10 protein-coding genes are annotated in these 14,456 nt (G+C 50.7%); 8 read left to right on the top strand and 2 right to left on the bottom strand.

The features are described from left to right. The first annotated feature begins 8 nt into the window (after window positions 1–8). The 3 genes from P1P89_14235 to P1P89_14225 all read left to right on the top strand — a co-directional run bounded on the left by P1P89_14235 (window position 9) and on the right by P1P89_14225 (window position 2,547). The gene (locus P1P89_14235; GenBank protein ID MDF1592671.1) at window positions 9–578 is read left to right on the top strand and encodes an isochorismatase family protein; all 570 of its coding nucleotides are present in this window, start codon (window positions 9–11) and stop codon (window positions 576–578) included. Window positions 579–719: 141 nt separating this feature from the next. Next, the gene (locus P1P89_14230) at window positions 720–1,790 is read left to right on the top strand and encodes a tartrate dehydrogenase (GenBank protein ID MDF1592670.1); all 1,071 of its coding nucleotides are present in this window, start codon (window positions 720–722) and stop codon (window positions 1,788–1,790) included. Between the two features lie 10 nt (window positions 1,791–1,800). Continuing rightward, window positions 1,801–2,547, top strand: a complete 747-nt coding sequence (locus P1P89_14225) for an SDR family NAD(P)-dependent oxidoreductase (protein MDF1592669.1) — start codon at window positions 1,801–1,803, stop codon at window positions 2,545–2,547. 81 nt (window positions 2,548–2,628) lie between these two features. On the opposite strand, the gene P1P89_14220 is transcribed toward P1P89_14225, so the two are convergent. Both P1P89_14220 and P1P89_14215 read right to left on the bottom strand, forming a co-directional pair. Continuing rightward, window positions 2,629–4,062 carry a diadenylate cyclase gene (locus P1P89_14220; protein MDF1592668.1) on the bottom strand — a complete coding sequence of 478 codons (1,434 nt, stop codon included), beginning with the start codon at window positions 4,060–4,062 and terminating at the stop codon, window positions 2,629–2,631. 6 nt (window positions 4,063–4,068) lie between these two features. Continuing rightward, window positions 4,069–4,506 (bottom strand): DUF2914 domain-containing protein, encoded by a 438-nt coding sequence (locus P1P89_14215; protein MDF1592667.1) that lies wholly within the window; start codon window positions 4,504–4,506, stop codon window positions 4,069–4,071. Window positions 4,507–4,855: 349 nt separating this feature from the next. Here P1P89_14215 and P1P89_14210 point away from each other — a divergent pair, with 349 nt between their 5' ends. From P1P89_14210 to P1P89_14190, 5 genes are all read left to right on the top strand, one after another. After that, entirely contained in the window at window positions 4,856–9,445 is a 4,590-nt protein-coding gene (locus P1P89_14210; protein ID MDF1592666.1) for an acyl-CoA dehydratase activase, read from the top strand. Window positions 9,446–9,743: 298 nt separating this feature from the next. Then, entirely contained in the window at window positions 9,744–11,345 is a 1,602-nt protein-coding gene (locus tag P1P89_14205) for a POTRA domain-containing protein (GenBank protein MDF1592665.1), read from the top strand. Window positions 11,346–11,351: 6 nt separating this feature from the next. Further along, window positions 11,352–12,260, top strand: a complete 909-nt coding sequence (locus P1P89_14200) for a helix-turn-helix transcriptional regulator (protein MDF1592664.1) — start codon at window positions 11,352–11,354, stop codon at window positions 12,258–12,260. Between the two features lie 521 nt (window positions 12,261–12,781). Continuing rightward, window positions 12,782–13,156, top strand: coding sequence for a PilZ domain-containing protein (locus tag P1P89_14195; GenBank protein ID MDF1592663.1), 375 nt, complete (start codon window positions 12,782–12,784; stop codon window positions 13,154–13,156). A 311-nt stretch (window positions 13,157–13,467) separates the two neighbouring features. Further along, window positions 13,468–14,456, top strand: a 989-nt coding sequence (locus P1P89_14190; GenBank protein ID MDF1592662.1) for a filamentous hemagglutinin N-terminal domain-containing protein, incomplete at its 3' end; no start/stop codon positions are given.

Here is a 14,456-nt window from a genome sequence, read left to right as displayed (position 1 = left end):
GGTGATATTTGAATGCATATGCCGAATTATTGAATAAGGACGATAGTCTGCTGCTGCTGGTGGACTTTCAAAAATCGATGCTGGCGAACTGTGTGGGGGCCGACCGGGTTCGAAATAATGCTTTTGTGTTAATTGATATCGCCCGGATTCTAAGCATTCCGATCATACTGACCGAGCAGAATCCCCGGAAGCTGGGAACTTTTTTGCCCGAGCTGGCGGCAAAAGTGCCAAATCCGGCCGTGTTCAGTAAGAATCAGTTCGGCTGTCTTGAAAATGAAATCATTCAGCAGGCCATTGCGGAAACCGGACGGAAGTCCATTATTTTAGCCGGTATTGAGGCCCATATCTGTATTTTCCAAACCGGCGTCGGGGGTGTTCGGCTGGGATACCGTGTCCATGTCGTGGCTGATGCCGTATCGGCATCAAGTCAGATGAATCTTGAAATCGGTCTGGAAAGGCTCAAGCGTGCGGGCGCCGTGATTACGTCCATGGAAATGGCGATATTCGAACTGCTCAAGTTAGCGGATACCGATGAATTCCGGAACGTCCTGCCGCATATCAAAAAGATAGTCAAATAAAAATCATCATGGATGTATTTTATCCGGTACGCAGGGATTATCAATAATCGGTCTTGCGTGTAATGATTGTCTCTGGGCTGAAAATGTGCTAGAAGCTGCTCTAAAATTGAACACAGTAACCGACAAGGAGGCCAAGAGCTGATGAAAGTTTTTAAGATTGCATCGATTCCGGGAGACGGCATCGGCAAGGAAGTGGTTCCGGCGGGTCAGCAGGTTCTGGATACGGCTGCCGAAGTCCATGGCGGCTATCGTTTTGACTATGATCGCTTGGACTGGAGCTGCGAGTATTATCTGAAAAACGGTTGCATGATGCCCGGTAACGGGATCGATGTCCTGCGGGAATATGACGCCATCTTTCTGGGGGCGGTGGGATTTCCGGGCGTACCCGATCATGTTTCTCTCTGGGGGCTGCTCCTGCCGATTCGCCGTGAGTTGCAGCAGTATATCAATCTTCGTCCGGTGAAACTGCTGCCGGGGGTCAAAACGCCCCTGGCGGGCAGAACTTCCGAAGACATCGATTTTCTGGTGGTGCGCGAAAATAACGAGGGTGAATACTCCAACATGGGTGGACGGCTCTACCAGGGCACCGCCCAGGAGGTGGTGGTCCAAAACACCGTGTTCACGCGTTATGGCGTGGAAAGGGTTATCCGTTACGCTTTTAAGCTGGCGCGCAAGGCCGGTAAAAAGCGGGTGACTTCGGCCACCAAATCAAACGGGATCAACTTCAGCATGCCGTTTTGGGACGAAATTTTTGAAAAGATATCCAAGGAATACCCGGACCTGGCGAGCGATAGATTTCATATTGACGCCCTCTCCGCCCGGTTTGTAACCAACCCGAAGCATTTCGGGGTGGTGGTGGGCAGCAACCTGTTCGGGGACATACTGACCGATCTGGGAGCGGCCATCGCCGGCAGCATCGGTATTGCGCCATCCGCCAATTTAAATCCGGAAGGAAATTATCCCTCTCTGTTTGAGCCGGTTCACGGTTCCGCCCCTGACATCGCCGGTAAAGGGATTGCCAACCCCATGGGACAGATCTGGTCGGGGGCCATGATGCTCGATCATCTCGGTTTTCCCGAGTCCGGGGAACGGGTGATGCAGGCCATGGAAGCTGTCTTAAAGGAAGGAACGTTGACACCGGACCTGGGTGGAAAAGCTTCCACGGCAGAAGTTGCCGCGGCAGTCTGTGAAAAAATTCGCAAGCTTTTATAAAGGTATGATCATGGAAAAATTAGTTGCGGTCGTTACCGGGGGAACCCGGGGAATTGGACTTGGCATTGCCGAATCCCTGCTCAAACGCGGCGCTTGTGTGGCCATCACTTATCGGACCGATGAAAAATCGGCCCAAAAGGCCCGGCAACAGCTGGACGGTTTTATAAAATCACCACAGCAGGTATTGTTCCTCAAAGGGGATGGGGGTGATCCGGAGATTGTTGCGCAGCAGACCCAGCGGGTAAATGAGGCTTTGGGGCCGGTGAATGTGCTGGTCAACAATGCCGGCATCATGCCGCAAAAATCATTCGATACCCTCTCCTTTAAGGAGTGGGACGAAACCATCCGGGTCAATTTAAGCAGCGCATTTTACTGGTCTTCACAAGTCATTCCCGGCATGAAGAGGGCAGGATATGGCCGTATCGTGAATATCTCTTCTTTGGCGGCCCGGGGCGGCGGTGTGGTGGGGCCGCACTATGCCGCGTCCAAGGCGGGCCTGCTGGGCCTTACCCGATATGGCGCCCGGGAGCTGGGCCCCTTTGGGGTCACGGTCAACGCCATCGCTCCGGCCTTTATTGAAGACGCCGGTATTTTTGCGGACTGGTCTCGGGAGCAAAAGGCGGCCTTAAAGGAAAAGGTCGTGGTCGCGCGCATCGGACAGGTTAACGATGTTGTCCGGGCGTTCGAATACCTGCTGGATTCTGATTTTGTTACCGGGGTTACGCTGGATGTTTGCGGCGGGGCGTTTATGATATAGAGGCTGAAGGGGGTATGCATTTCACATGGTACAGACCCATACCTAAAAACCTTTGGCCTTCAGTCTATAAACCTGAGGTTTTTATTGCGACCGCTTCTCCACAACATACGAAACCGTTACTTTGTCTTTCGAACCGGGTGCAAGTTTTAAGGAAGCCGGCGACAATGCCAGGTTAACGGTCAGGCTGCCGGACTTTGTAATCGTATCCAAAAAAACTTTTTTCGTATAAATAGTTGTAATGTCTCTCAGTATCTTATTCCTGCCGATCATTTCAACATATGGGGGATCGAGAGCCGCCTGAACCAGAATCAACTCCGGTGACAATTTGCCGGTCCAGTCGACTTGAACGGGCAGTCGTTTCCGAATGGGTGTATCCAAAACCACTTCTACGGTTGCCGGTTTCACGCTTTTTAAATAAACGCCGGGAGGCAGAGAAATGTTTTCCTTGGTGATGGTGAAGGTATTGTTTCCGATAGCGGCGTTTTTCAAATCAACTCGAACCATTACCTGGTCAGGGCGAATAGATTTAATCAGCGGCCCGGAACCGCTTATGTTCAGATTGACCGTATTGATGGACGTATCCAGTATTTCCATTTCCGGATCCCGGTTCATGTAATCGATGGGGGTTTCCAGACTGATGAGTGTTTCCAGACCCCTGGAAAAGCTGTACCAGATGCCCGTCACCAACAGCAGGGACAGCAGGGCCGCAATCGATAGCTTCAGTTTTTCTTTTTGAGGATGCTGGCCGGCTGGCGACGTGGCGCCGACATGTTCGAGCAAAATGCTTTCAAGTTTTTCCCTGCGGGTAATGGTTGCCATGCGCGAATCTTTGGCTACCAGCACAGCCCCCTTTTCTTCTGACACCAGAATAATCAGAGCATCCGAAATTTCGGAAAGTCCAATCGCTGCGCGATGGCGGGTCCCGTAATGGGAGGGAATGTCCGTGCGATGCGTCAGCGGCAGGATGGCGCCGACCTCCTGGATCCGATCTCCATTTATGATGACTGCCCCGTCATGCACCGGATTGTCATGCCAGAAAATACTCAGGATCATCTCTTTGGAAATCAGCCCTTTCCAAGGCAAGCCGTTTTGGACCAGCTCATTGATGTCTTTCTGGCCGGGAAATACCAGCAGGGCGCCCATTCTTTTTCGTGCCAGTTCAAAAGCGCTGTCGACTATGGCTTCAATGGGGGTGGGCGTGGTTTTATGAGAGAAGCCCCATAGAATCGATTTTAAATTTTTTACCTGAAGCACACTGCGGATTTCATTTCTAAAAACGACGATGATGATAATGGCGGCAACCGCTGTGATACCCTGGATGGCCCAGCTGGTAATGATCAGGCCCAAAGCTTCCGCTGTCGTTTGGAAAAACCAGAGAAATGCAAAGCCGATGAGGATTCGAAACGCGTTGGTGCCCCGCAGCAGAATGTAAAGGCGGAAAATGATGTAGCTGTTAACCGTTATATCTACAACATCTTGCCAGCGTATAGTTCCGATAAATGAAAGTGGGTCCATAAAGAATTATTCCGTTACACTGAACCGCAACACTTTAATCACCTTGCCCTTTTGGTCGGTTATTTCAACACGCCAGGGGCCGATATCGGATTCCCGCAGCTGAATGGTGCTGAAGGTTGACCAGCTGGGGGGCTTTAGTGTCAATTTGATTTTGGTCGTGAGATTATTACGATAATACCAGTTATGGTAAATAGCGGTTTTCTTGGGTACCGGATCAAAAAAAGAAAAGCAGGATACCTTCCCGGCAACAATTGAAAATACAACTGCAGGGTACTGAGGTGAAAGGTCTTTGACACTTTCACAAACGACAGCATCCACCAGGGTCAATGGAGGGGACGCGGCAGCAACAGGCAAAGTCTGGAAGACCAGCGGGAGCGTCTGCCCTGTCGGTTGAAATACCAGACAGAACAGAATCAGTAATAAAATACCGGTTCGGTTATTCATTGATTGGACCATCCGGTTTGACGGAAAAAATTTATATCTGTTTGGGCACACATCTAACTGAAAAGTCTTTAACCCCAAATAAAGTTGCGCACCCAACCATGGGGAAAAGTCTCCGAATATCCCGGTTCGGCGCGACGACAGGGAATTTTATTATAAAAATAGCGAAAAAACCGCCTGAATACAAGGGGAAAAAAATGTTTTTTATTTCTTCCTTGACACGCTTAACCCTTTATTTTTATAATAATATTTAATTGAATTTGCCAGTCAGATCCAACTCTCGCCATATCGCTTCTTGGTATTTGGGTAAAATCAGTATTTCGGATGCTTGATTTAAAAGGATTGATTCCCAATGTTTCAGCCCGACAAATCACTTTCGAAAAAAACGACAAAAAGACTTTCAGGCAAGCCCACCGGCATGCGCCCGAAAGCAGAGAAACTTCGGGTGCTGGGACTTTGCCTGGGGGCTTCCACCCTTTCGCTGGTTCAGTTGGAAACCGAGCCCGGCAAAGCGGGTGAATTACACAACAAAGGCCCCACCAGTCCGCAGATAGTCAAACAGTCTTTTCATATCCACGAGGGCAACCCCAAAGGCGCCTTTCTGTCCGTAATCCAGCGTCTGGACCTCCACTCATTTGACAAAATTGTCGTTACCGGCCGCAGATTCCGGAAGTTCATAAATCTCACCACTCTCGCAGAACCCGAAGCGGTTGAATATGCCTACCGGTACGTTAAACCGGCGGGCGTTTCCTGCCCGGCCATTGTTTCGGCCGGGGGTGAAACCACAATGGTATATATTCTGGACCGGCAGGGCCGGATATCCAACGTGGTTAGCGGCAATAAGTGTGCCGCCGGCACTGGCGAGTTTTTTCTGCAGCAGCTCCGCAGAATGAATGTGTCTTTAGAAACGGCCGCTCAATGGGCTGCAACCGAATCCCCGCACCCTGTTTCCGGGCGGTGTTCGGTATTCTGCAAATCGGACTGCACCCATGCCACCAACAAGGGGATTCCCAAACCGAAGGTTACCGCCGGCCTGTGCAAGATGATGGCCGATAAAATTCTGGAGCTGCTGAAGAAGGTGGATCTTCACAATATTATGATAACCGGGGGCACCGCCCGGAACCAAATGTTGATCGCTTACCTGCGCCAGGAAATCCCGGGCTTGATCGTGCCGCCGGAAGCCCCCTGTTTCGAAGCGTTGGGCGCGGCATTATGGGCTTTGGAAAATGAAACCCGGCCCTTTCCGGCTGATTTTTCGGAGCTGTTTTTATCTGAAATCAAATCCTTCGATACCCTGGTTCCGCTCAATGCTTATCTGGATCAAGTAACGTTCAAAACAATGGAAAGGGGGGACATACAGGCCGGCGATGATTGTGTTATGGGACTGGATGTTGGTTCCACCACCACCAAGGCGGTGCTGGTGCGAAAAAAAGACCATGCCTTGCTGGCGTCGGTCTATCTGCGCACCGATGGGGATCCGGTGGGCGCCGCCCGTAAATGTTATCGGCATATTTTAGACCAGGTCCGGCAACAGACGGATCCAACCCGGTTAACCATATCCGGTCTGGGGGTCTGCGGGTCCGGTCGGCAGATTGCCGGTCTGCACGCCTTAACAGACGGGGTCATTAATGAAATCATTGCCCACGCGACGGCCGCCGTATATTTCGACCCGGATGTCGATACGATCTTTGAAATCGGCGGGCAGGATGCCAAATACACCTTTATCACCAACGCGGTCCCTTCGGATTATGCCATGAACGAAGCCTGTTCGGCCGGTACGGGATCGTTCCTGGAAGAGTCTGCTTTTGAAACCCTTGGCGTTCCCATGGAAGATATCGCCGCCATTGCATTAAAAGGACTGCGGCCGCCGAATTTCAACGACCAGTGCGCTGCGTTTATCGCTTCCGACATAAAAAACAGCATCCATGAGGGCATTGCCCAAGAAGACATCATGGCCGGACTGGTTTATTCCATCTGTATGAACTACACCAATCGGGTCAAAGGCAACCGTCCGGTGGGGGCCAAGGTGTTCATGCAGGGGGGGGTATGCTACAATCGGGCCGTGCCCCTGGCCATGGCCGCACTGGTGGGCAAACCGATTATCGTTCCGCCCGAACCCGGATTGATGGGGGCTTTCGGCGTCGCCCTGGAAGTTAAAAAAAGAATCGAGTTGGGTCTGTTAAAGGACAGAACTTATGATTTAGCGGCATTAGCGGACCGGAGGGTGACTTATAAAAAGTTCTTTACCTGCCGCGGCGGAAAGGAAAAGTGTGATCGGCGCTGCCAAATCGCCACCATCCAAATTGAAGGAAAGACATATCCGTTTGGGGGGGCCTGCAACCGGTACTATAATTTGCGGCAGAACATAAAACACGACACCCGAGAGCTGGATCTGGTCCGGCACCGGCAACACCTCGTATATGAAACCTACGGGGCAGGGGCGTTAAAGCGCGCCGGGCAAAACCGACGGGGGCTAATCGGGTTTAACCGCAGTTTTTTGGTGAACACGTATTATCCGCTGTATGCCAATTTCTTTTCGGAGCTGGGATTTAGACCGGTCCTGCCGGATGTTCCGAGCCCCGAAGGGATTAACCGGAAGAACGCACCGTTCTGCTATCCGGCTGAATTGACCCATGGCTTTTTTAGCGCATTGCTGGATCAGAGAGAGCCGCTGGATTATATTTTCCTGCCCCATTTTAAGGCCGTTCCGGCGCAAAACGGCTATACCAATTCACAGGTCTGCCCATTTGTACAGGGAGAGACTTTTTTTCTGCAGGCAACTTTCGGCCACAGAATACGCGAACTTCAACAAAAAGGGCTGCAACTGCTGACCCCTATGATCAACCTGACCAAGGGGCTGGATCACGCCCGAAAGCCCCTGGTGGAGACGGCGGTCCGGATGGGGCTCTCGCCCAGAGAGGCGGAAAAAGCATTTGGCAAGGCCCTTGGGCAGCAAACCGCTTCTGTGGCAGCAATGAAAAGGGCCGGACGGGAGGCCTTGGCTGAATTGGAGGCCGACCCTGAAAAGATCGCTGTCATCATTTTTTCAAGGCCATACAGCGGGTTTGTTGAAGAAGCGCACATGGGGATCCCCAATAAAATCGCTTCCAGGGGCATTCGGGTCCTGCCTTTTGATTTTCTGAGCTTTGATGATGAGAATGCAAAAGAACACATGTACTGGGGCATGGGGCAACTCCTGCTCAAGGCCGCCAGGGTCGTTAAGCGCCACCCCCAGCTTTTCGGCACCTATATCACGAATTTTTCCTGCGGACCCGATTCTTTTCTGCTGGGGTACTTCAGGGATATCATGGGCCGCAAGCCTTCCCTGACCCTGGAGCTTGACAGCCATACGGCCGACGCAGGCCTTGAGACCCGGATAGAAGCTTTTCTGGATATTGTGGCGGCCTATCGGCAACTGTTGTCTGCAAAGAAGATTGTTTCCAGGCCCAGCCTGTTTGTCCCTGCGCGGACCTTTTTACAGAACGGCGAACCAAAAGTGACTACTTCGGAAAACAAAACCCTGCCCATGAATGATCCGCGCGTAACCCTTCTGTTTCCATCCATGGGCCAGATATCTACCCAGGCCCTTGCCGCCGTATTTAAAGGCAAGGGTTTTCAAGTGGTGGCCCATCCGCCTTCGGATGAAGCCGTCTTAAAGCTGGGTCGGGCCAACACATCCTGTAAGGAATGTTTGCCGCTGATACTGACCACCGGTACGTTGCTGAACTATGTCAACAACGGTAAGCGGCCGGACGAAGTGCTCGTTTATTTCATGCCGACCGGTTCCGGGCCCTGCCGGTTTGGGCAGTACCGCATTTTCATGGAAGACCTGGTCAGACGATATGAACTGCCGAACGTGGCCATTTTTTCGTTGACATCTGAAAATTCCTATCTGGGCCTGGGGACGGATTTTCAACGCCGGGGCTGGTGGGCGGTTGTCGTTTCAGATGTTATGGAGGATGTCCGATCCATGATTCTGGCAAATGCCAAGGATATTGATTCGGCCGTGAACGTTTTTCAGGAAGAATGGAGAGACATACTTTCCGCGCTGACGCATGGCGAATTCGCACGACTTGAAAACCGGCTTGAACGAACCGCCCGGCGGCTGAGCAACATTCCCATGAGGACTGATCCGGCAGAGGTTCCCAAGATTTCCCTGGCCGGAGAAATTTTTGTCAGGCGCGATTACCTGTCCCGTCAGTATTTAACAGAGCGCCTGGCAAAAAACGGTTTTGCCAGCATTTGCGCGCCGGTGGCGGAGTGGCTGTATTATTCCGACTACCTGATGGACAGCGGACTGGCCGACTATCGAATGAACGGACTGGAAAAGATGGAGTTTCTCGTTAAGAAGAACACCATGCGGCATTACGAAAAACGGATCAAGTCCATTCTGTCCCGCTCAGGGTTGGTGACGGCAGAACCCGTCGATATCCCTAATATCATCCGAAACGCTTCGCCGTTCATTTCACCCAATTTGGGCGGAGAAGCCATCCTGACCGTGGGCAGCGCCATGACGGAAATAGCGACCCATACCTGCGGCGTCATTGCGATCGGGCCGTTTGGCTGTATGCCCAATCGTCTGGCAGAGTCCATTTTGAATGAAATCATGAACCGGGGCGTAAAATTGACCATTGATCGGGGGGACCAGCGCCTTCATCAGACGCTGGCTGATATGGAGGAATTGCCGTTTCTGGCTGTCGAAAGCGACGGTTCTCCCTTTCCCCAGGTGATTGACGCAAAACTTGAATCATTTTGTCTACGGGCAGGGCGACTTCATCAGCGCATGCTTTCCGTCCGTCAGGGTGCGGGCAAAAAGAAGAAAGGCAGATTCAATTTTATCCCGCAGCAGGCTGCAACTCAGCCTTTACGGGGTGTTAAAACAAAGGCGGAGGGCAGCGAAGAATCTCTTTGGGCGAGGCAAAGAAAATTCCTTGACAGTTGAAGGAACATTTTTTATAAATATCTAAAAATAAAAGATATAAAAATCTGTTCCACATCAATAACAAAACCAAATCAAAACCAATTTATTTAAATTGCGCAGGGGATATGGAAAGAATGAGCGAAGTTGAGACCTGCCGAGATTTAACCGTTTTTCCATAAGCCGATCTCGATATTTCCGCAAGCTGACCTGGTCCTTGATCACATTATTCTTGAAGACAAGCCCTGTTTTTAAAGTTCTTTTCTTTTAATTTTAAACTAATCGTTGCAACTTAATTTTCAATTTATTTCAGGAGGCATCCGTGAAAGCAAGCGCAATGGCGTTCATCCGATTTGCTGCAATGATAACAGTTTTTTTACTTGCCATGGATATTGCCGCCGTTAATGCCCAGGTCCCGCAGCAAGGTGATTTGGGCATGGTGTTGATTAAAAAGATCGTATTCAGCGGCAATACGGTTGTCGACACCGTAACACTTCAAAAGGTGGTGGAACCCTTTATCGACCGGGAACTGACCCTGCAGGAGATGAGTGAACTGGCCGACCTGATTACCATGAAGTATCAGGAAAACGGCTATATTCTGGCACGGGCCTATCTGCCGGAGCAGGAGATTCAAGACGGGGTTTTAAAAATCTCCATTGCCGAGGGTAAAATCGGCCAGATAAAAGTTACCGGGAAAACCCATTATCAGGACCGGGTCATTAAACGCTACTTCGGGCAGCAGGAAAAACACGGGGTCGTCAAGGAATCGCTTCTGGAAAAGGGGCTCCTGCTGACCAAGGAAATGCCGGAGATTGATACGGAGGTGATTTTAAAGGGGGGTGAAAAACCGGGCACGGTGGATGTCATCCTGGATACCAAGGACAGTTCGGCCTTGACGTTTTCCGCCCACATGGGGGTTGACTACAATAATTTCGGATCCGAGGCCGTCAGCGTCGACCGGTTCGGTACATCGATTGATATTATGGATCACAACTGGGGCACCGAGCTGAAATTAAGAGGGGTTACCGGCAAAAACTTATCGGATTCCGGTCTGGGAATTGCCGATCTAAGCATTCCGGTAAACAGCTACGGCACCCGCATCGGAGCCTCTTATCTGGACGGCGCCTATGCTGTCGGGCAGGAACTCACCGATTTGGGATTGACGGGCCGAACTGTCATTTACGGGGCCAATATTTCTCAGCCCATCTTTAAGGAGAAAAATTCTGAATTAAAGGCCGTGCTGGCTTACGAGAATAAACAGACCAAGAACCAGGCTTTCGAAGTAACCCAGAGTTCGGACGTGTTGAACACCTATACCGCAGGCCTGGATTTTAATAATCTGGACCGCTTTTTGGGTAAAAACATTGTTAATTTTCAGTATGTCCACGGCCGGCTGGATCAGAATGAAAAAAATATTCCCAGCCGACAGAATGCCGATGCCTATTTTGACCGGCTGAAGCTGAATGCCACCCGCATACAGCGGATCTTCGGCAATACCAATATCATGGTGCGGGGCAGCGGCCAGTTCAGCAACTACCGGCTTCTGCCCATCGAGCAGTTTGTCATCGGCGGTTACGGCACTGTCCGGGGCTATGATCCTGCCACCTACCTGGGGGATTCGGGATATTATGTTTCAACTGAGCTCATGTTTGCGCCCCCCTTTATCGGTGACAAAACCCTTTTTGGTCAGCGGGTGGCCCAGCTGGCGCAGTTTGCCCTCTTTTACGACCACGGCGGCGCTTTTACGACCAAGACGGAATCGGATGAAATCGGTTCGGAATTCTTAGGCGGCTATGGCGGCGGGTTCAGGTTATATTACAAGGATATTTTTACGTTTAAATACGACATCGGCATTCCGGTCGATCGGGAGGAGGGTAAAGACTACTTTATCAACTACTTCATGATTTCTTTAAATTTATTTTAATAATAAATGGAAGGAAAAGAAACGAAACTCTTGCGGGTTCTTGCGGTTGGAGACGGAGCTGACATCCGTGATTTTTATGATGAAGTGTTCCATCTGCACAACCGGCGCTTTCAATCTGGAATTGCTTTTGAACCGACAGTCTGTACTTTAGAGACGGCAGCCGTTGAAACGGTGAAGAGAGCGATGGCCCAAAACAATCCCTTTGCGGTTGCACTGATCCATTTGCCGAAGGAAGGGGAAGCGATTGCCATCGGGTCGGCGGCGCAGATCCACCAGATTGATCCGGCTGTGAATTTTGTGATCCTAGCGGCGTCGGCGGATCATTTTAAGGAAATCAAGGAACGGATGCCGCTGACGCATAAAATGCTCTTAATTAAAAAGCCGTTTCATCCAGAATCGGTGATGCAATTGACCGGGGTCATGGGCGCTCTGTGGCTGTCGGAAAAAGCGCTGCAACGGGTCAACCGTGAGATGCGGGATGTCAGCAGGGAGTTGATGGAGACCAACGATGCGCTGTCGGTTCTGGCAAGAAATTTGGAAAGGAGCCGCCGGAATTCTGAAAGCCGCATGATCCAGCGGATACGGACCCTTATCATGCCGGTTATCCAAAAACTCCGGCACGAAAAAGGATTGAAGCGATTTAAACCGGACTTGGACCTTTTAAACGCCTATATCGAAAGCCTGACGACGGACCTGGCAGCGGACTTGAAAATGGCAGCCATGCTGTCCAGAACCGAGATTCAGGTGGCGTCTTTGATCAAAAACGGGATGGCCAGCGAGGAGATCGCCGCACATTTGAACATTTCACTTTTTACGGTAAAAACGCACCGCAAGAATATCCGCAGAAAGCTGGACATCCAAAATTCCGGCGTCAACCTGCGGTCGTACCTTGAGTCGGGTTTAAAAGAAGTCTGAATTCAGACAGGATTTACAGGATGCAGAAGATCTTTTTGCCTTTCCGGTAGAAAGGCAAAAAACTTATCGTTGCATGAGGGAGCCAACTCAAGGAATTAGCAGAAAAATAAACATATTAAGATATCATGGGGAAGATATTACCGATAAACGCGTATTTGAGCTTTACCCTGTGGAATAGGTTACACATTCCACAAGGCAGGCGCCGAAATTGGGCAAAAGGGGGCGTTAGGCAAAGGTCTCGAAAAGGGGTATATAAAGTACCCATTCTATACCCCCAAAAATCATCCTTGATGTCTGGAATTGTATTTAGTCTAATGGCAACTGCATTCAAATCTGTTGGGACCACCTCCAAAGGGGAGTCGCCCCAAGGATTCAGGGGTTCCGGGGTCCAAGTGAAATGAGAATAAGCTATAAAGCTGGGAGGCTGGAAATAATAAAAGGCCGTTCCATTTGGTTCCCCCTTTGAAAAAGGGGGATAGGGGATTTTAAAATTGCCTCAGAGTAGTAGGAGAGATACCGCCATGGCGCAGGAGCGTAGAGAAAAAGAAAGACGACAGCCCAAGGCAACGACTTTTGTGGCGTTGCGGCCTGAATTTATAAAACTGGGAAAGCTCAAGGACATCAGCAGCAGCGGCCTGTGTTTTGAATACATAGCTAAAGGGGAAGTCTCCCCGGGGCGGGATTCCATTGAAATGGATATGTTCATCAGCGGCAACGGCTATTACCTGCCCAATGTGCCCTGCCGGCTGGTATATGATGTTAAAAAAACAAAGGAAATGACATTCATGGTCGGCCTGGAATACCGGCGCTGCGGCCTGCAGTTTACCCGGCTGTCGGAGAAACAGATGGATCAGCTGGAATATTATTTAACGCAGCACACCGCCGAAATGGGATAATTAGGAAACCGTATTGCACTTTTTTATTTGACAGGATTAACAGGATTTTACGATCTGTTTCACAGCTTTCGGAAGGAGCTGAGAAAGAACCATTAACTGCTGGCAAAAAGGAACATAAGACTTCATGTAAATGTAAGTGGGGGACGTTTACATGGCCCAGCAAAAACCTTTCTTTCGAAGAGGGTACGTTTATTTGCCTTTCTTCCGGAAAGGCGAAATATCTGGGTGATCCTGTAAATCCTGTCTAAAATTATAAGATTATAACCGATTCCATCTTAAGGTTAGTTTTACAATCAAGACGGAGGTCGACAATGATGCGGCATATTATAGGTAAGAAAGCAACCCGGATTTTACTGCTTTTCATGGCCTATTCGTTGATGTTCCCTTTCCATATTTTTGCCCTGCCCGAGGGTGGGTCAGTTGTTGCCGGACAAGCCCGGATCGCCACGCCGGATACGCGCAACATGACCATCAATCAGGCCACAAACAAGGCCATCATCAACTGGCAGAAATTCGGCATCAACCCCCTTGAAGCGGTCCGGTTCTTCCAACCCGGCGCATCGTCCATCGCCTTGAACCGCGTCGTCGGTATCGACCCCTCCATCATCAACGGCCTGCTGTCGGCCAACGGTCGCATATTCGTCATCAACCCCAACGGTCTCCTAGTGGGACCCACCGGCCAGATCAACGTCAATTCCTTTCTGGCCAGCACCCTTAACATCAACAACGAAGATTTCCTTTCCGACCGTTTTGTTTTCTCTCAGAGTCTGGGGCAATCCCTGGCCTCCATCATCAACCAGGGGACAATAACAGCGGCCGACGGCGGAAGCGTTTCTCTGTTTGCTCCGGCGGTGCGCAACGAAGGCACTATTGTTGCCAATTTCGGCAAGGTCTTTCTGGGCGCCGGCGAGCAGGTGACCTTAAGCTTTGCGGGCAACGACCTGATTAAGTTTGCGGTGGATGAAAGCGTTAAAGACAAAGTCCTGGGGCCGGATGGGCAGCCCATGGCCGATTCGGTCGGCAATACCGGCGCCATCAGCGCCGACGGCGGCGAGGTTATTCTTAAAGGGCGTACAGCTGCCGACCTGGTGCAGTCGGTGGTCAACAACTCAGGCGTTATTGAGGCCAAATCGCTGGTGAACCAGGGCGGGGTGATCAAGCTGGAAGGGGATGGAGAAAATATCACGGCCAACAGCGGGACACTGGATGTATCCGGCAAAGAGGAAGGGGCCAAAGGCGGCATCGTTTATGCCCTGGGGAGCAAGGTCGGTCTCTTCGGCTATGGAAAAATCAATGCCTC

The sequence above is a fragment of the Desulfobacterales bacterium genome, assembly GCA_029211065.1.
GTDB lineage: Bacteria > Desulfobacterota > Desulfobacteria > Desulfobacterales > JARGFK01 > JARGFK01.
Note: the sequence above shows the minus strand (reverse complement) of the source record. Positions and strands in the feature narration are given on the sequence as shown.

Bases quoted from the DNA above. Each gene is read 5' to 3' on its own strand.
- P1P89_14230 (MDF1592670.1), top strand. From the start codon at position 720: ATGAAAGTTTTTAAGATTGCATCGATTCCGGGAGACGGCATCGGCAAG.
- P1P89_14225 (MDF1592669.1), top strand. From the start codon at position 1,801: ATGGAAAAATTAGTTGCGGTCGTTACCGGGGGAACCCGGGGAATTGGA.
- P1P89_14220 (MDF1592668.1), bottom strand. From the start codon at position 4,062: ATGGACCCACTTTCATTTATCGGAACTATACGCTGGCAAGATGTTGTA.
- P1P89_14215 (MDF1592667.1), bottom strand. From the start codon at position 4,506: ATGAATAACCGAACCGGTATTTTATTACTGATTCTGTTCTGTCTGGTA.
- P1P89_14210 (MDF1592666.1), top strand. From the start codon at position 4,856: ATGTTTCAGCCCGACAAATCACTTTCGAAAAAAACGACAAAAAGACTT.
- P1P89_14200 (MDF1592664.1), top strand. From the start codon at position 11,352: ATGGAAGGAAAAGAAACGAAACTCTTGCGGGTTCTTGCGGTTGGAGAC.
- P1P89_14195 (MDF1592663.1), top strand. From the start codon at position 12,782: ATGGCGCAGGAGCGTAGAGAAAAAGAAAGACGACAGCCCAAGGCAACG.